A 17,677-nucleotide genomic window follows, 5' to 3' on the forward strand; every position below is an offset into this window, starting at 1 on the left:
GAGAACGGATCTTGGCTACGATACGGCTTACCGACGCAAACGTCCTCGACACCGAGGCCGGGCGACTGCTGCCCGACCACAACCTGCTGATCGAGGACGGCCTCATCTCGCAGGTCTCCTCCGAGCCCATTGAAGGCAAGGCGGATCAGACGATCTCGCTCGGCGGTCGCGTGGTGATGCCGGGGCTGTGCGACGCGCACGTCCACGTCACTGCACTGACCCCGGATTTCGCACTGCTTAAACGCCTGTCGCCGTTCTACGTAGGCGCTCACAGCGCGGAGATCATGCACGGCATGCTGATGCGCGGCTTCACCACCGTGCGCGACGCCGGCGGCGCGGATCACGGGCTCGCGCGTGCGGTGGACGAGGACCGGGTGATCGGGCCGCGGCTGCTGTTCTGCGGCCACGCCCTCTCGCAGACCGGTGGACACGGCGACATGCGCTCCCCCGGCGAGAACGACGTCGATCAATGCTTCTGCTGCGCCGGCCTCGGCGTGGTCTGCGATGGGGTACCGGAGGCCCGGCGCGCCGCCCGCGATGAGATCCGCAAGGGCGCCACGCATATCAAGATCATGGCCTCCGGCGGCGTGGCCTCGCCGACCGACCGCATCGACAGCACGCAGTTCTCGCTATCCGAGATCGACGCGATCCTCGAAGAGGCGGAGGCGGCCAACCTGCACGTCATGGCCCACGCCTATACGGCGCGAGCGATCAACCGGCTCATCGCCCGGGGCGTACGCACCATCGAGCACGGCAACCTCATCGATGAGGAGAGCTGCCGGCTGTTCCGCGAGCACGGCGCGTTCCTCACGCCGACGCTGGTCACCTACGACGCACTGGCGCGCGAGGGCGTGGAGGCCGGCCTGCCGACGGACCTTCAGCGCAAGGTGTTCAATGTGCTCGAGGCGGGGTCACAGGCACTGGAGCTTGCCCATCGCGAGGGCGTGCGCATGATCTTCGGCACGGATCTGCTCGGGAGCATGCAAAAGCATCAGCTCAACGAGTTTCACATCAGGAAATCGGTCGTGCCCACCGACGAGCTCATCCGGGCGGCGACGTGCACACCGGCCGAGGCGTTCCAGCGCAAGGGCGAGTTCGGCGTGGTTGCGCCCGGCGCGCGCGCGGACCTGCTCGTCCTCGACGAGAATCCCCTTGAAGACATCAACGTGCTGACGCAACCGGAACGCCACCTGAAGGCGATCATGAAGGGCGGCAAATTCTACAAGAACGAGCTCACCTGAGCACGGCCATTACACCTGCTGTTGTGACACAGACGAGGAGGAGCCAGACATGGGCGATCAGCGCGACTATACCGAACGCAGTTACGGCGAGATCGACGTCGGCCTCGGGCAGCGCCCCGGGATCGTCGTCATCGACTTCCAGAAAGGGTTCACGGAGGAGCAGTATCCGCTAGGCGGCGCACCACTGATCATGCGGAGTCTCGAGAACACCGCGCGCCTGCTCGATACCGCCCGTGCGTGCGGGATCCCGGTGGCGAACTGCTACACCGCCTACCAGGGCGGGCTGGACATGCCCTACTGGAAGATTACCGCCGTGCGCGAGCAGTTCCGCCTCGGGGATCCGTCGATCGAGCTCGATCCGCGCATTCACGAGCCGGGCTACGACGTCGTGGTCTGCAAGAAAGGGCCCTCGATCTTCTTCCAGACCGGCGTCGTACCGTACTTCATCAAGGAGCAGGTCGACACGGTAATCATCACCGGCTGCACCACCAGCGGCTGCGTCCGCGCCTCCTCGATCGACAGCTTCCAGTGGGGCTTCCGGACCATCGTCCCGGAGGACTGCGTGGGCGATCACGAGGAACAGCCCCACCGCGACAACCTGCGGGACATCTCGCGGCGCTACGTCGACCTCAGCAGCGCCGATGACCTCATCCCCTATCTCGAGAAAATCAGCGCCAACAGGCGCGCCGCGGTGTAGCGGCACGCGCATGACCTTCACGGTGGACCACCGCGGTTCACCGTGGAGGCGGCGTCGGCGGCTATTCCCGGTGGCATGCCACCGGAACGCCCTGCCGGGGGGGGACGACCGGTGCACGCGTCGTGGACACAAAAAACCCGGCGCGACGGCCGGGTCTCTCGTAAGTGCTTGTCTGGGTGGTGGCCAGGGAGAGAATCGAACTCCCGACACGGGGATTTTCAATCCCCTGCTCTACCGACTGAGCTACCTGGCCCGAGGTCGGGTATTCAACCGAATTAGGGCACCGGCGTCAAGGGGCGGTAAAGACCCACGCGCCGTCCCTCTCGCGCCGCGCCACGGCGCCGGTATGCCAGAGCCGGTTGAGGTGGGCGACGGCCTCGCCCATGGCGAAAAACAGGCTGTGGCTGTCCAGGCTGCGATCGAAGAGCAGCGGCAGTGCGTCCGCCGCGGTGAGCGGCCGCCGCCGGGCCTCGGCGAGGAGCACCTCGAGATGATGCCCGTGGTGGGCACGGAGCTCGGCGGTGCGAACATGCAGACCGCGGAACGGCCGGCCATGGGACGGCAGCACCAGGGTATCCGCCGGCAGGGTGTCGAGGGTGTCCAGCGAGTCCAGGAATGCCCCGAGCGGATCGGCGTCCGGCGCGGCCGGCGGGACACTGACGTTGCTGGAGATCCGCGGCAGGAGCTGATCGCCGGCGATCAGCACACCGTCCTCCGCGCGGTAGAGACAGGCGTGCTCCGGGGCGTGGCCGCGGCCGACGATCACGCGCCAGTCCGCGCCGGCGAGGTCGAGCGTGTCACCGTCCGCGATGCAGCACCCGATCTCCGGCATGCCGTCGACCAGGGGGCTGTACGTGTTGCCACGCCGACGCAGGGCGTCGGCCCGCCCGGCGTCGAGTCCGTGCCGGCGATAGAACGCCGCCACCGACTCGCCCGCCTCATCGTCGGAACTGGCCAGCAGCCGTTCCGCGGTATCGCGCTCGGCACGGGTCATCCACACGACGGCACCCGTCGCGGCCTGCAGCCAGCGCGCGAGCCCCATGTGGTCCGGGTGGAAGTGGGTCACGACGATGCGCCCGGGCGACCACGCCTCCAGCAGTCCCTGCCAGTGGGCGCGGTTGTCCGGCGAGCCCACGCCTGTGTCCACGAGCACGCGCTCGCCGGCAGCACCGTCCAGCAGCCAGAGATTGATGTGATCCAGGGCGAAGGGCAGCGGCAGGCGCAGCCAGCGCACGCCCCCGGCAACCGGCACCGGCTCGCCGAGGGCGGGACGCGGCAGGGGGTAATCCAGTGCGGCGGCGCTCACGCGTCCGGGCGGTAGTCCGGGGGCAGCTCGGAGCCCGAGCCGAAGAAGAACTTCTCCATCTCCTTCTCCAGGAACTCCCGGGCCTTGGGGTCCATCGGCGAGAGACGGTACTCGTTGATGAGCATGGTCTGGTGCTGCAGCCACATCTGCCAGGCCTCCTTGGAGACCTGCTCGTAGATCCGGCGGCCGAGGTCACCGGGATAGGGCTGCCTGGACAGGCCCTCGGCCTCGCGGCCGAGCTTCACGCAGTTAACGGTTCGAGTCATGGATCCTCCAGGCCCTTGAGCAGTCGCGCGACCGGCGCGGCGAGGCCGCGGGCGTCGCCGGAGCCGGCGTTATACCAGACGAGGTCGGCATCATCCATGACGGCCGTGCCCGGACCGGCATCCGCGCGCACCGGATGTATGTCCAGCGCGAAGTGGGTGAATACATGCCGCAGCGGCCGCCACTCGTGCACACCGTACAGCGTGAGGCCAAAGCGCCGGGACGCCTCCTCCGCCGGGTCCGTGTCGACGTCGCACTCCGGCGGACACCACAGTCCGCCCCAGATCCCGGTGGGCGGACGGCGCTGGAGCAGCACCCGGCCGTCGTTCCGGGTGATGAGCAGCATGCGCGTCGCCCGCACGGGTTTGTCACGCTTCGGCCGGCGCCCCGGGAAGGCCTCCGGCGTCCCGGCGGCACGGGCGTGGCAGTCCGACGCCAGCGGGCAGGCGCCGCAGAGCGGGCGGCGGCGCAGGCACACCGTCGCCCCCATGTCCATCATGGCCTGGTTGAAGGCGTCCGGCCGGGTATCCGGCGTGTGCGCCTCGGACCAGGCCCACAGCTCGCGGGCCACGGCGGTGCGCCCGGGCCAGCCGTCGATGCCGTGGTAGCGCGCGAGCACCCGTTTGACGTTGCCGTCGAGGATGGGATGGCGCTCGCCGCGGGAGAGCGAGAGGATCGCCCCGGCGGTGGAGCGCCCGATCCCGGGCAGCGACTCGACGGCGTCGATGCCGGCGGGAAATTCGCCGCCATGGTCCTCGACCAGCCGCTGCGCCGCCCGGTGGAGATTGCGCGCCCGCGCGTAGTAGCCGAGCCCGGACCACAGGTGCAGGACCTCGTCCACGTCCGCCGAGGCCAGGGCATGGACGTCCGGGAAGCGCGCCATGAAGCGCTCGAAGTATGGGATCACCGTGGTGACCTGGGTCTGCTGGAGCATCACCTCGGAAACCCACACCCGGTACGGCGTGGCAGGGCGCTGCCACGGCAGGTCGTGGCGGCCGTGGACATCGAACCACTCGACGACGCGGGTGGCGACGTCCGCCGCGGCGGCGTCCCGTTGTGCCGACAGCCCTGCCATCAGTCGCCGAACAGCCCCTTGAGGCGATCGCCGACCTTCTTCTCGATCTCCTCCTTGGCCTTGGCCTTCACCTCCGCCTTCTTCTCATCGACCTTCTCCTTGACGCGGCCCTGGGCCGCGCGCTGGAGCGCCTCGCCCACCGCGAGCTCGACACTGGGTCCGGTGAGCGGGCCGCGGAAGCGCAGCGGCACGGGCACACGCTTGAGTGCGGCGAGCTCCTCGCCGCCCTGCCCCTCCAGAGAGCCGACGACGTTCACGGTGAGGTTGTAGTCCATCTCGCGGCTGACGAGATTCACATCACCGTCGCCGTCGAGCCGCAGCAGCGGCGTCTTGGCCTGGAGGTCCTTGTTGCGGAGCACGCCGCCGTCGATCTGCACGGTGCCGGTAAGGCTACTGAAGTCCGTCCGGCGCTCGCCCGCCGCCTCCTTCACCGACTCACCGCGAAAGCGCGCCACGGCCTCGCGCAGCATCTGCGCGATGTTGATGCCCTTGACCGCCCCGTCGGTGAACTCGAAGCGCGCCTGGCCCTGGAGCGCCTTGATCAGCGCGTCCGTCTGGCGCCCGGCGGTGCTCGCCTGCAGGCTCAGGTTGGCCGTGCCGAGCAGCCGCTCGAAACCGGCCATGTCGGTGAGCAGCGGCCCGGCGCTGACGCCGCTGAGCCGCTCGTCCACCTGTACCCTGGGCTCCTCGCCGGTGGCGTCGACACGCACGTCGCCCTGGTAGTTGCCGCCGTAGAGCGCGGCGTTCAGCGGATGGACGCGGAGTTTGCCGTCCGCGGCCCTGACCACGACCTCCACGTCGCTGAGCTTGAGGCCGGAGACCGTGAGCTGGCCCACGGCGAGGCGGCCGTCCAGGTTGAGCGCCCGCAGGGTGTCCACGGGGATCTCGCCCGCCCCCTTGGCCGCGGCGCCGCCGGGGGTACCCGCCTGCTGCCCGCCCTCGGAGGCCGGCGGCAGGTAACGGTCCACGTTCAGGGACTCGGTGGAGAGATCGAAGGCGATCGCAGGGTCGGCGAAGTCGCTCACCGAGGCGGTCCCCTTCACCGTGGTGTCGTCCAGAGTGAGGTTCAGCGGGTCCGCGCGCAGCGTGCCGCCGCTGTAGCGCAGCTCGGTGCTCGCCTCCAGCCGCTTGAGGACGTCCGGATCACGGGTCTCCGGCACGGCCATGTCGAGGGCGTCCATCACCTCCCGCGGGCTCACCGCCGGCACGTTCAGCGACGCGGCGGCGACCGGGCCCTGATCCGTGGTGCGTACCTCGGCGTTACCGTGGAGCTCGGCACCCGCGCCGGCCACGCTCAGCTCGGGGATCCGGTAGGTCCCGCCGGCGAGGTCGGCACGGGCCTCGCCGCTGACGGTGACCGTCTGCTCCCCGGCAGGCACGCCGTCGCCGCTGGCGGTCAGATCGAGGGCGATACCGGTGACGGTCGCCTCACGCAGGGCATCGTCAACCTGCAGGGTCGCGGCGAGCTCACCGGCGAGCGACACCCCCTCGCCCAGCGAGGCCTGCCAGTCCGCCTCCAGGGGCACCGGCGCACCGAAGCGCACGTCCTCCAGCGATAGATTGAGCGGCTCCACGGCAAAGGCCGTGCCCGCGCCCTCGTCGCGGTAGCTGATGCGGGCGTCGCTCACCTCCACACCGTCGAGCCGGGCGTTGCGCACCATGGCCGGCAGCGCCGGGGCAGCGCCATCCTGCTGAACCGGGGTCAGCGAGACCGGTACCACCTGCCCCGCCGCGGCCTTCTGCGCCGGCGGCGTGAACTGCTCCCAGTTGGCCTCGCCGTCGGCGTTACGGATCAGGCGCAGCCTCAACCCCTCCAGGGTGATGGTGTCGAGACGGGGCTCGCCGGAGATCAGCGAGCTCAGGCCGACACCGAGCGTCACGCGCCCCACCTCGGCGAACGGCTCCTCGCCGAATCCGGGCGCGTCCGCCAGGGCGACGTCGTTGACGGCGAGCCCGAGGCGGGGAAAGAAGCTCAGCTCGATGTCGCCGTCTATGGCCAGGGAGCGACCGGTGTTGCGCTCGACAACGGCGGCGATGTCCTCGCGGTAGTCGTTGGGGTCAACGAACGCGACCACGGCGAGCGCCGCCGCCACGACGAGGGCGATCAACGCGATCACGACGATCACCACCCACTTCAGTAGCTTGCCCATACCGGTCCTCCTGACGGTGTCATGCCGACATTCTAGCCACATGGCCGGGGCGTTGTATTGCCCGTGCCGAGGGCTCGGCTCCTATACTGCGAAAAGGGGTTGACCGGGGCGTTAACGCCCCGATCCTTGAACCAAGGGACAAAAGGACAGGATGCGCCGGGCATCCTGCACTGTGTCATGGGGGTAAGGCCCGCGGGCGGCGCCGCCGCGGCGGGCCGAGGGGCCATGAATCACACGGCGTCATTACAGGAGACGACCATGACGAAGACCTGCGTTGTCGTTGCCGAGGGGGCCCGCGCCCGTTTCTTCACCCTGGAGCACGCGGAGGTGCCGGAGCTCGACGGCGGCCCGGACCTCGTCGAGCGCAACACCCTGATCAACCCGCGCCACCGAGCCCACGACGAGCACGTCTACAGCGACGGGCGCAGCGGCCGGAACCGCGGCCCGTCCGGCCAGGCCGTCACCTACGACGAGCACCGGGACGGCTTCGACGCCGAGCTCGAGGGACGCTTCGCCCGGGAGATCGTCACCGAGCTGCGCACGCTGCTCGAGAATACCGGCGCCGAGCGGGTCATTCTCTGTGCGGAGAAGCGGATGCTCGGTTTCGTACGCCAGGCCCTGAACGGCAGCACCCCGGAAGGCGCGCGGATCGTCGAGGTCCCCAAGGACCTCACCCGTCTTTCCGCCCGCCAGCTCCACGCCCGGCTGACCGAGGACGGGCTGCTGCCGGCACGGCGCAGCGGCGGCAACGGCGCGCGTCCCGGCGCCGGCTGACCCGGCTCCGCGCCGTCGCCGGATGACCGGCGGCGGCGCGGATAATAGGATGAACACTACCCGCAATCAAAGACACGGAAAGGAGAACGGCAATCATGGCAGCTGGAAGCGACAGCTATCACGAGCCACTCGAAGAGCTCAGCCGGGAGACGCGGCTGCATCACCAGGCGGTGGTATCACTGCAGGAAGAGCTGGAGGCGGTGGACTGGTACCGCCAGCGCGCGGACGCCTGCGGCGACGACGAACTGCGCGGGATCCTGCTGCACAACATGCGCGAGGAGCTCGAGCACGCCTGCATGTGCCTGGAGTGGCTGCGCCGTAACTACCCGGATTTCGACAGCCACCTGCGTGAATATCTCTTCAAGGACGGCCCCATCGTCGGCCACGACCACTGATCACCCCGCGCCCGCCGGGCGCGGCCACACCGGGGGCACTCCATGGAGGAGAGCAGGGCGACGGACGGACTGATCTGCGCATACGCCGCCGGCACACGCGGGCGGCTCGAACCCGCCGACGCCGCGGCCGTTGTCGGGTGGCAGGCGGGGGACGGCACGCTCTGGACCCACCTCGACCGCACCGCGCCGGACATGCACCGGTGGCTCGGTCAGACCGCTGGGCTGCCGCCCCTGCTGGTGGAGGCCCTGCTCGCCGAGGAGACCCGCCCGCGGCTCGCGCCCATGCACGACGGTCTGCTCGTCATCCTCCGCGGCGTGAACCTCAACCCCGGCGCCGACCCGGAGGACATGGTCTCGATCCGCATGTGGCTGGATCACGAGCGCCTGATCTCCCTGCGCGGCCCGCGCCTCCAGGCGGTGGAGGACGTCCGCACCGCCCTGGACGCCCCCGGTGCGCCGCGCACCCCCGGCGGGCTGCTCACCGCCCTCGCCGCGGGCCTGGTGGCACGCATGGGGCCCATCATCGCCGGGCTGGAGGAGGACCTGGACGCCCTGGAGGAGCAGCTCGTCGACCGCCAGGGCCGCGAGATGCGCCAGCAGCTCGTCGCCATCCGCCGCCAGGGCATCATCCTGCGCCGTTTCATCGCCCCCCAGCGCGACGTCATGCAACGCCTCGCCACCGAGGCCCTGCCCTGGCTGGACGAGACCGACCGCGGTCGCCTGCGCGAGACCGCGGACCGCATCACCCGTTACGTGGAGGACCTCGAGGCCCTGCGCGACCGTGCCGCCGTGGCCCAGGAGGAACTGGCCACGCGGCTGTCCGACCAGATGAACCGCACCATCTACGTGCTCTCGCTGGTGGCGACGCTGTTTCTGCCGCTGGGCTTCATCACCGGCCTGCTGGGGGTCAACGTCGGCGGCCTCCCCGGCACCGAGGACCCCGGCGCGTTCATCCTGCTCTGCGTCGTCCTCGGCGTGCTCGCCGTCGCCGAGCTGGTGCTCTTCCGCCTGCGCCGCTGGCTCTGAGCCCTCGCCCCGCGGGCGCAGTCACCCGCCGTCCGCCGCGGCGACCAGCCAGTCACGCAGTACCACCGCCTCCGTGCGCAGCTCGCGGTCGGCGGGCCATACCGCATAGAACGCCTCGTTCGACGGCAGCACCGCCCGGAACGGGGCCACCAGCGATCCCCGTGCGATCCGCCCCTCGACCATGGACCAGCGCCCCAGCGCCACGCCCAGTCCCTCCTCGGCGAGCTTGGTCGGGAGGATCGCCGTGTCGAAGTGCGAGCCGGATCCGCCGTCCACCACCGCGGACACACCGGCATGGTCCAGCCACTCGGGCCAGCCGGTGCGAAAACCGTCCACGTGCAGCAGCCGCTCGCCGGCCAGTCGCTCCGGCGCGCCACCGAGCCGCTCCGCGAGCCCCGGCGAGCACACCGGCATGAGGTATTCCCGGGTGAGGCGGACCGTCTCCAGCTCCGGCCATTCGTCGCTGCCGTAGCGGATCTCCAGGTCAACGCCGGACTCCACCACGTCCGTGTTCCAGATGGTCGAGACGATGCGCAGCTCGAGCTCGGGGTGAGCCGCGTACAGCGCGTGCAGCCGGGGCGCCAGCCAGAACTCGCCGAATCCGGGCGTGGCGCGGATCGTCACCTGGCCGGTGCGCTCGTAGCCGAACAGCGCCTCGGTGCCGTAGGACAGGCGCTCGAAGGCGTCCCGCACCACCGGCAGATAGGCCTTGCCCGCCTCGGTGAGCTGCAGGCTCTGCGGGAGGCGGTGGAACAGCGGCTCGCCGAGCCGGTCCTCGAGCAGCCGGATCTGCTGGCTGACCGCAGACTGGGTCACGTGCAGCTCGCGCGCGGCGCGGGTGAAGCTCATGTGGCGGGCTGCGGCGGCGAACGTGCGCAACCAGCTCGGCGGTGGCAGGCGGCTGTACATCGGGCCTCCGGGCGGGTCATTAGCTGAGCTAAGGCTAACATGCCGGATTCATCGATTGAGGCCCCGCGGCGGCCACCCGAGACTGGAGCGATTCAAAAAAACCGCCCTGACAACCCGCGGAGGGCATCCATGCCAGCCAAACAGCCGAACATCCTGTTCATCATGGCCGACCAGCTCGGCTCGCCGGTCCTGCCGGCGTACGGCCACCCGGTAGTGAAGACGCCCAACATCGACCGCATCGCCGCGGCCGGCACGGTCTTCGAGAACCCCTACTGCAACTCGCCGCTGTGCTCGTCATCGCGGGCATCGATGCTCTCCGGCCGGCTGCCCTCGGAGTTCAACGCCTTCGACAACGCCACCGAGTTCCCGTCGTCGACGCCGACCTTCGCGCACTATCTGCGCGCGCTCGGCTACCGCACCTGCCTCAGCGGCAAGATGCACCTGGTCGGGCCGGACCAGCTCCACGGTTTCGAGGAACGGCTGAACACCGACTTCTACCCGGTGGACTTCGGCTGGACGCCGGACTGGGAGAAGCCCGAGGAGCAACTGGAGTTCTTCCACACCATGGAGAGCGTGACCCACTCCGGCGTGGTCGCACGCAGCATGCCCATCGACTACGACGACGAGACCACCTGGCGGGCCGTGCGCCACATTTATGACGTCAGGCGCGACCCGCACGACGAGCGCCCGTTCTTCATCGCGGCCTCGCTGACACATCCCCACGACCCGTACCTGACCACCCGCGAGTACTACGACCTCTACCGCGACGACGAGATCGACATGCCGCGGGTACCGTTCATCCCCGTGGAGGAACGCGACGCACACAGCGCGCGGCTGTACTACCACTATGGCATGCACCGGGAATCACACACCGATGAGGACATCCGGCGCACCCGCCACGCCTACTACGGGATGATCAGCTACGTGGACGCCCGCGTCGGCGAGCTGCTGGACGCGCTGGAGCGCACCGGTCAGGCGGACAACACCATCGTGATATTCACCGCCGACCACGGCGACATGCTCGGCGAGCGGGGCATGTGGTACAAGATGAGCATGTACGAACGCTCCGCCTCGGTGCCGTTCATCGTCAGCCACCCCGACATCGCCGGCGGCCGCCGGATCAGCCAGAACATGTCCCTGGTGGACCTGTTCCCGACACTGGTAGAGTTCGCCTCCGGCGAGACCCCGGACCCGGTCGTCGCCCCGCGGCTCGACGGCAGCAGCCTGGTGCCGCTGATGGAGGGCCGCACGGACGGCTGGCCGGACACGGTCTACTCCGAATACATGGGCGAGGGCACCGCCGGCCCCTGCCTGATGGTGCGCCGCGGGCGCTACAAGTACGTCCACAGCGACGGCGAGGCCGATGCCCCCGCCGATCCGCCCCAGCTCTTCGACCTGGAGGCAGACCCGGACGAGCTCGACAACCTGGCCGGCCGCGATGAGCTGCAGGACGTCGAGCGCGAGCTCGCCGCGCTCGTCCACGAGCGCTGGGACGCCGACGACCTGCGCGAGCGCGTGCTGGATACCCAGAAGCGGCGCCGGTTCATCTACTCCGCGCTGTCGAAGGGACGCTTCCAGCCCTGGGACTACGAGCCGCGCTACGACGCCGCGAACAGATACATCCGTAACGGCGAGGTACTGGCCGAGCGCGAGGCCCGCGCCCGGCTGGAAGAACAGAACAATCCCAAGCTGGCCGCCGCCGCGGGAGGACGGCAGGCCTGACCCCCAGCACGTCACCGAAACCCGGCCCGCCACCGGGCCGGGGGGCGTAGTCGCGCACGCTCGCTCGACTACCCGGACCGGACCGGGCGCCACACACGATCAACGAAGCGCCCGTGCCGGCACGATTCGGTGAGATCACGCGGGCTGACACCCGCCTTCACCACGGTGCCCCCGCTCCCGGGGGCACCCGGAAACCGGGGAGGACCCACCATGATCCACCATAACAACCGCCGCCTGCGTGCGGCCTTGATCACGATCATCGTCGCCGCTGTCACGGCCCTCGCGCCGCTCGGCGCGTCCGCGCAGCAGCAGGCACCCATCCGCTTCGCGATCCAGACCTGGCCCGGCGTGACCGTCAAGACCGAGGTCGCCCGCCAGATCCTGGACGCCATGGGCTACCCGAGCACCCTCCAGGAGCTCAGCCCGCAGTTCGTCTACCAGGGCATCCGCACGGGCGACGTCGACGTCTCCCTGGGTGCGTGGATGCCGGCACACAAGGACATGGTCCAGCCGCTGCTCGACGACGGCGTGGCCGTCAAGTACGCCGCCAACCTGGAGGGCGCCGTACAGGGGCTGGCCGTGCCGTCCTATGTCTACGAGCAGGGCATCCACAGCGTCGAGGATTTGGTCGCCAACGGCGACGCCTTCAACCACAAGATCTACGCGATCGGCTCCGGGGCGGCCATGACCCGCGCCTTCCAGGACGCGGTCAAGGACGACTACATGGGGCTCGGCGACTGGAGCGTCGTGCCGAGCAGCGTCGCGGGCATGCTCGCCCAGGTGAAGCGCAAGACCGGCCGCAAGGAGGCCATCGTCTTCCACGGCTGGAAGCCGCACTGGATGGACATCGCCTACGACATCCGCTTCCTGGAGGCCGACCCCGAAGGCAGGCTCGCCGGCATGAAGACCACGGTCTACACCATCGTCGCCACGGGCTGGCCCGGGGATCACGCCCAGCCGGCGCGCTTCCTGCGGCAGTTCAACGTGCCCACGGACGCCCAGAGCCTTTGGATCGACCGCTACAACCGCCAGGACCAGCCGGTGGACGAGGTCGCCACCACCTGGATCCGCGAGAACATGGACCTTGTCGGGCAGTGGGTGGACGGCGTCCGCACGCCCGACGGTACCCCCGGCATCGAGGCCGTGCGCGCGCACTTCAGCGACTGACGTGTCCGGATCCCGGCCCGGGCGGTACCGCCCGGGCCGCGGCCCTGCCCCTGCCTGGAACCCGTCCTGTCCCTGCACGACACCCCGCCCGGGGTTGTTCCGTTCCCCGAGATACCGGATGATGCCGCGGGAGCGGCACCCACAACGATACATCGACACGCCGCCGCCTCAGCCCCGGGACAACGCCTATGCGTGCCTTGCAGACCCATCGCCTGCTGCTCATGGGCCTGGTCGGTCTGGTGACCGCGCTGGGCGTCATCCTCGCCGGCTCGTCACTGTACGTGCTCGACCAGGCGCAGAAGCTGGAAACGGTGACGGAGAAGGCGCTGTTCGCGGGCATACGCGGTGAGCTGCGCGGCGCCTACGGCGCACTGGAGCGCCGGCTCGAGGACCGCCACGACACCTTCCTTGCCCTGCACCGCAGGGCCCGGGAATGGCTGCGCAAGCATGGCCGCGACGCCGACCTCGGGCCGCTGCAGGAGACGCTGTCGCGGGCTGCCGGGCACCGGGTGGACATCTACGTGATCTCGCCGGACTGGCACGTCACCCACACCACCTACCCCCCGGACCGCGGACTGGACTTCAACCAGCCTGCGCTTCGGGACGGCCAGTACTACCTCGAGCGGGCCCACCAGCAGGACGATACCCTGATCAGCCCGCCGACGCTGGAGGCGGTGTCCCGGCGTTTCCGCGTCTACAGCTACTCACCCCTGGGTGACGACGGCTACAGCCTCGAGCTCGGCTTCTCCGATCCGGCCATCGACCGCTTCTTCAACCGTCTGCAGGGTACCGCCGAGGGCAACGACGCCTACTCCGCGCGACTGTACTTCCTGCTCTGGGACCACCTGCTGCTGAGCCTGCGCGAACCCTGGCAGAGCGGCACGGACCCGGACGGAAAGGCGAGACTGCTCGCCCGGGGCGGGGAGCGGGAACAGCGCATGGCACGTATTCGCGAGGTCATTGCCAGCGGCAAGCCGGCGGTGACCGCCACCGAAGACGGCGACCGGCGTTACCTGATCTACGTCGCCGACATCCCCTACGGCGAATCGCTGACCACACACATACTCGCCGAGGTGGACCTCACCGCGGACATCGCCGGCGCGGCCCAGAAGCGCTTCACCATCGCCCTGGGGCTCGCCGGCGCGGCCGCCCTCGTGGTTATCCTGCTCGCCTACCTGGCGGCCCGCAACGCCCTGGTCCGACCGCTGCACCACGCCGTCGCGGCCATCGAGCGCGGCCGGCCGATCCGGCTGCACGGCCCGGGCCGACACGTCCACGAGCTGCAGATGCTGAGCACCCACTACAACGCGCTGCTCGGCAGCACCCACGCCCGCATCCGCGGCCTCGACCGCCGCGCCAGCACGGACGCACTCACCGGCCTCGCCAACCGCGACGCCATCGAGGGCGAGCTCCGCGCCGCCGTCGCCGGCGCCCGGGCCGCCGGTGAGCAGCTCGCCGTTATCTTCCTCGACATCGACCACTTCAAGGCCATCAACGACGCCCACGGCCACCTCGCCGGCGACCACGTCCTGCGGCGGTTCTCCGAGGTCCTGCAGGAAGCGGTGCGCTCCGGCGACCACCTGGGCCGCTGGGGCGGCGAGGAGTTCATCATCGTGTGCCCGCGCACGGGCCTGGACGGTGCCTGCACCCTCGCCGGACATCTGCGCGAGCAGCTCGCACGCACCCCGATCCCGGAGATCGGACGGTGCTCGGCAAGCTTCGGGGTCGCCGCGCTCGGCGAGGAGGACGACGAGCACACCCTCGTCGCCCGCGCGGACCAGGCCCTCTACCGCGCGAAGGCCGACGGGCGCAACTGCGTACGCCTGGAATGAGCCCCGCCGCCCACGATTGTGACACGGGGGTTTACGCGCCCGCGTTTTAGTCGCACACTCTGGCGCCTTGATGCGCTGCGGCATTGCCATGGCGCACGCGGGGTCCGGGCCCGAACGATCGGGCGTGAGTGTTCAACAGGCAGACGAGAATCTGCGGCAGGAGGTAGCCATGCCGGCGACTCAGCAAGAGAGCTGCCGTGTGGAATACCGTGGCAAGGAAATCGTCATCCGCGGGCCATCGAACGAGATCCGCCGCGAGGCGAACCGCATCATCAAGCGTTTCGCGTGCAGCGCGACGCCCTACCGCCTGGCCCAGTCCTCGGACGGACAGGTCGTGCTCAAGCCCGAGTAACCCCGGGCGCCGGGCGGCGTCCGCCGCCCGGCTTCGACACCCTCAGGACTGCCACTGACCGTCGACGAACCGCCGCAGGCCGAGCGGATTGTCGTCGCGCAGCGCCTCGGGCAGCGCCCCTGCCGGGAAGTCCTGGTAGCACACCGGGCGCAGGAAGCGCTCGATCGCCCGTGTACCCACCGAGGTGGTGCGCGAATCCGTGGTCGCCGGATACGGCCCGCCGTGGACCATGGAGTGGCTGACCTCCACGCCCGTGGGGAAACCGTTGACCAGCACCCGGCCGGCCCGCGCCTCCAGCGCCGCCACCAGCTCCGCGTGATCCACCATCTCGGCATCGGTGGCCTGGATGGTCGCCGTCAGCTGGCCCGGCAGGCCCAGGGCGGCCACGCTCAGGTCCGCCTCGGAATCCACCGTCACCAGCAGCGACACCGGGCCGAAGACCTCCTCGGCGAGCTGCGGGTTGGCACGGAAGGTCTCGTAGTCGGTACGGAACAGCCGCACGCTGGCGCGCCCGTCACCCGACTCGCCGCAAGCGACCTCCGTCACCCCGGGCACCGACTCCAGGCGGCGCACGCCGGCCTCGTAGGCCTCCAGGATCCCGCCGTGGAGCATCACGCCCGGCGCGGCACCGGCGACCGCGTCCCCGGCCGCCTTGACGAAGCGCTCGAAGTCATCACCGGCGACACCGAAGACCAGCCCCGGGTTGGTGCAGAACTGTCCGCAGCCGAGCCCGACGGAACCCGCAAGCCCGCTACCCAGGGACTCGGCCCGCTCCGCCGCCGCGGCCGGCATCACGAACATCGGGTTCACGCTGCCCATCTCGGCGTACACCGGGATCGGTTCCGGGCGCGTTGCGGCCAGCCGCGCCAGCGCCGTGCCGCCGCCGAAGGAGCCGGTGAAGCCCACCGCCTTGATCGCCGGGTGCTGCACCAGCGCACCGCCGAGCTCATGGCCACCGCCGTGGAGCAGCGAGAACACCCCCGGCGGAACCTCGCAGCGCGCCACCGCGCGCATCACCGCCTCCGCGGTGATCGCCGCGGTCCCCGGATGGCCGGGATGCCCCTTGACCACCACGGGGCAGCCCGCGGCCCAGGCCGAGGCGGTATCGCCGCCGGTGGTGGAAAACGCCAGCGGGAAGTTGCTGGCACCGAACACCGCCACCGGGCCCAGCGGCACCAGGCAGGAGCGGACGTCGGGCTTCGGCGCCGGGCTGCGGTCGGGATCGCCGTGATCGATGCGTGCACCGAGGAAATCACCGGCACGCACCACCGTGGCGAACAGCCGGAGCTGCCCGGAAGTGCGGCCGAGCTCGCCGCGGATACGCGCCTCGGGCAGACCGGTCTCTGCGGGCGCACGCTCGACGAACGCCTCCACCGAGGCGTCCAGCTCCTCGGCCACCGTCTCCAGGAACGCCGCCCGGCGCTCCAGGCTCAGCGCCCGCCAGGCCGGGGCGGCCTCGGCCGCGGCGCGGCAGGCGCGGTCCACGGCGTCCGTGGTGGCCTCGTGGAAGACCGGCGCCAGCGCCTCGCCGCTGGCGGCGTTCACAGCCTGCAGCGGCTGACTGCCGTCTGCCTCGTGGCGGCTGGCGATGACGTGATCGGGATTGATCTGCATTGCGTGCCTCCTGGCGGACCTACTTCACCGTAAAGCCGTGGGCGAAGGGGTCGCGGTCGTCGATGAACAGGGTGTTGTAGCCGGTGATCCGGGCCCAGCCGGCGATACTCGGCATGATGCCGTCGTGCTCGCCGACCCGGGTCCGGGACTCGATCCGGCCCTCGAAAAGGCTGCCGATGATGCTCTCGTGGACGAAGGTATCGCCCACGCCAAGGCGGCCCCGGCCATAGAGCTGGGCCATGCGCGCCGAGGTGCCCGTGCCGCAGGGGGAGCGGTCGATGGCGCGCTCGCCGTAGAACACGGCGTTGCGGGCATCGGCACCCGCCTCGCGGGCAGGGCCGGTCCACATGACGTGGCTGACCCCGCGGATGGTCGGGTTGTCCGGGTGCACCGGCTCGATGATGGCGTTGAGGCGCTCGCGCACCACGGGCGAGAGGCGGAGGATCTCGTCCACGCTCAGCGCGTCCAGCCCCTCGAAGCCGGGCTGGGGATCGAAGATCGCATAGTAATTGCCGCCGTAGGCGATGTCGCAGGTGAGCTCGCCGAAACCCGGCACCTCGACGGCCACGTCCGTGGCGGCGAGGTAGGCGCCGACGTTGAACAGCCGCACGCGCTCGACATAGCGGCCGTCGCTCTCGTACTCGACGCCGACGAATCCCGCCGGGGTCTCGAGGTTCAGCCGCCCGGGCTGCGACGGCGTGACGAAACCCTCCTCCAGGGCCACCGTGACCGTGCCGATGGTGCCGTGCCCGCACATGGGCAGACAGCCGGAGGTCTCGATGAACAGCACACCCAGATCGCAGTCCTCGCGCAGCGGCGGGTAGAGGATCGAGCCGGACATCATGTCGTGGCCGCGGGGCTCGAACATCAGGCCCTGGCGGATCCAGTCGTACTCGGCGAGGAAGTGCTGCCGGTACTCGGACAGCGAGGCGCCCTTCAGCGGCGGGCCGCCGCCGGCGACCACGCGCACCGGGTTGCCGCAGGTGTGCGCGTCCACGCACATGAAGGTATGTCGGGCCATGGGCAGGAACTCCTGACAACGTGCGGGGCCGCCCGGCGGGCGGCCCCTGATGACGGAAGGACATAACGCCGGTACCGCCATGCTAATGCCCTGACCCGCCTGAGTCAGGGCCTTCGGACACATGGCGCGTCA

At 70.1% G+C, this 17,677-nt stretch carries 16 protein-coding genes and 1 tRNA gene; 9 read left to right on the top strand and 8 right to left on the bottom strand.

What is annotated here, in order from left to right; translation table 11 throughout:
- Positions 1–11: 11 nt before the first annotated feature.
- Both ACEZHJ_RS17075 and ACEZHJ_RS17080 read left to right on the top strand, forming a co-directional pair.
- Positions 12–1,241 carry an amidohydrolase family protein gene (locus ACEZHJ_RS17075; protein WP_018716635.1) on the top strand — a complete coding sequence of 410 codons (1,230 nt, stop codon included), beginning with the start codon at positions 12–14 and terminating at the stop codon, positions 1,239–1,241.
- A gap of 49 nt (positions 1,242–1,290) precedes the next feature.
- The gene (locus ACEZHJ_RS17080) at positions 1,291–1,938 is read left to right on the top strand and encodes an isochorismatase family protein (protein ID WP_018716636.1); all 648 of its coding nucleotides are present in this window, start codon (positions 1,291–1,293) and stop codon (positions 1,936–1,938) included.
- A gap of 177 nt (positions 1,939–2,115) precedes the next feature.
- On the opposite strand, the gene ACEZHJ_RS17085 is transcribed toward ACEZHJ_RS17080, so the two are convergent.
- From ACEZHJ_RS17085 to ACEZHJ_RS17105, 5 genes are all read right to left on the bottom strand, one after another.
- Positions 2,116–2,191 (bottom strand) — tRNA-Phe (locus ACEZHJ_RS17085).
- A 36-nt stretch (positions 2,192–2,227) separates the two neighbouring features.
- Positions 2,228–3,244, bottom strand: a complete 1,017-nt coding sequence (locus ACEZHJ_RS17090) for an MBL fold metallo-hydrolase (protein ID WP_163140657.1) — start codon at positions 3,242–3,244, stop codon at positions 2,228–2,230.
- On the bottom strand, positions 3,241–3,510 hold the full coding sequence (locus ACEZHJ_RS17095; protein WP_026320868.1) for an oxidative damage protection protein: 270 nt from the start codon (positions 3,508–3,510) through the stop codon (positions 3,241–3,243). Before ACEZHJ_RS17095 ends, ACEZHJ_RS17090 begins: the two co-directional genes overlap by 4 nt.
- Positions 3,507–4,583, bottom strand: a complete 1,077-nt coding sequence (mutY, locus tag ACEZHJ_RS17100; protein WP_163140655.1) for an A/G-specific adenine glycosylase — start codon at positions 4,581–4,583, stop codon at positions 3,507–3,509. Before mutY ends, ACEZHJ_RS17095 begins: the two co-directional genes overlap by 4 nt.
- Positions 4,583–6,733, bottom strand: coding sequence for an AsmA family protein (locus ACEZHJ_RS17105; RefSeq protein WP_163140653.1), 2,151 nt, complete (start codon positions 6,731–6,733; stop codon positions 4,583–4,585). The genes mutY and ACEZHJ_RS17105 overlap by 1 nt, the downstream gene beginning before the upstream one ends.
- Before the next feature lie 258 nt (positions 6,734–6,991).
- Between ACEZHJ_RS17105 and ACEZHJ_RS17110 the strand changes: the two genes are divergently transcribed.
- The 3 genes from ACEZHJ_RS17110 (at position 6,992) to ACEZHJ_RS17120 (ending at position 8,928) form a co-directional block, all read left to right on the top strand.
- Positions 6,992–7,507 carry a host attachment protein gene (locus ACEZHJ_RS17110; protein ID WP_018716661.1) on the top strand — a complete coding sequence of 172 codons (516 nt, stop codon included), beginning with the start codon at positions 6,992–6,994 and terminating at the stop codon, positions 7,505–7,507.
- A 95-nt stretch (positions 7,508–7,602) separates the two neighbouring features.
- Entirely contained in the window at positions 7,603–7,902 is a 300-nt protein-coding gene (locus ACEZHJ_RS17115; RefSeq protein ID WP_018716662.1) for a ferritin-like domain-containing protein, read from the top strand.
- Positions 7,903–7,944: 42 nt separating this feature from the next.
- A complete protein-coding gene (locus ACEZHJ_RS17120) occupies positions 7,945–8,928 on the top strand; it encodes a zinc transporter ZntB (protein ID WP_163140651.1) in 984 nt (327 codons plus the stop codon).
- Between the two features lie 21 nt (positions 8,929–8,949).
- Here ACEZHJ_RS17120 and ACEZHJ_RS17125 read toward each other — a convergent pair whose 3' ends face one another.
- Positions 8,950–9,837 (bottom strand): LysR substrate-binding domain-containing protein, encoded by an 888-nt coding sequence (locus tag ACEZHJ_RS17125; RefSeq protein ID WP_163140649.1) that lies wholly within the window; start codon positions 9,835–9,837, stop codon positions 8,950–8,952.
- Between the two features lie 129 nt (positions 9,838–9,966).
- Here ACEZHJ_RS17125 and betC point away from each other — a divergent pair, with 129 nt between their 5' ends.
- The 4 genes from betC to ACEZHJ_RS17145 all read left to right on the top strand — a co-directional run bounded on the left by betC (position 9,967) and on the right by ACEZHJ_RS17145 (position 14,910).
- Positions 9,967–11,559, top strand: a complete 1,593-nt coding sequence (betC, locus tag ACEZHJ_RS17130) for a choline-sulfatase (RefSeq protein ID WP_163140647.1) — start codon at positions 9,967–9,969, stop codon at positions 11,557–11,559.
- Positions 11,560–11,769: 210 nt separating this feature from the next.
- A complete protein-coding gene (locus ACEZHJ_RS17135; protein ID WP_018716666.1) occupies positions 11,770–12,726 on the top strand; it encodes a glycine betaine ABC transporter substrate-binding protein in 957 nt (318 codons plus the stop codon).
- A gap of 188 nt (positions 12,727–12,914) precedes the next feature.
- Positions 12,915–14,558, top strand: coding sequence for a diguanylate cyclase (locus tag ACEZHJ_RS17140; protein WP_259200095.1), 1,644 nt, complete (start codon positions 12,915–12,917; stop codon positions 14,556–14,558).
- Between the two features lie 169 nt (positions 14,559–14,727).
- Complete coding sequence (locus ACEZHJ_RS17145) at positions 14,728–14,910, top strand: hypothetical protein (protein WP_018716668.1); 183 nt, start codon at positions 14,728–14,730, stop codon at positions 14,908–14,910.
- Positions 14,911–14,952: 42 nt separating this feature from the next.
- On the opposite strand, the gene ACEZHJ_RS17150 is transcribed toward ACEZHJ_RS17145, so the two are convergent.
- Together ACEZHJ_RS17150 and ACEZHJ_RS17155 are read right to left on the bottom strand one after the other, a co-directional pair.
- The gene (locus ACEZHJ_RS17150) at positions 14,953–16,524 is read right to left on the bottom strand and encodes an aldehyde dehydrogenase (NADP(+)) (RefSeq protein ID WP_163139437.1); all 1,572 of its coding nucleotides are present in this window, start codon (positions 16,522–16,524) and stop codon (positions 14,953–14,955) included.
- A gap of 19 nt (positions 16,525–16,543) precedes the next feature.
- Entirely contained in the window at positions 16,544–17,545 is a 1,002-nt protein-coding gene (locus ACEZHJ_RS17155) for a 4-hydroxyproline epimerase (RefSeq protein ID WP_018716670.1), read from the bottom strand.
- Positions 17,546–17,677 lie beyond the last annotated feature (132 nt).

The organism is Arhodomonas sp. KWT2 (genome assembly GCF_041949875.1).
In the GTDB taxonomy this organism is placed as follows: Bacteria; Pseudomonadota; Gammaproteobacteria; order Nitrococcales; family Nitrococcaceae; genus Arhodomonas; species Arhodomonas aquaeolei.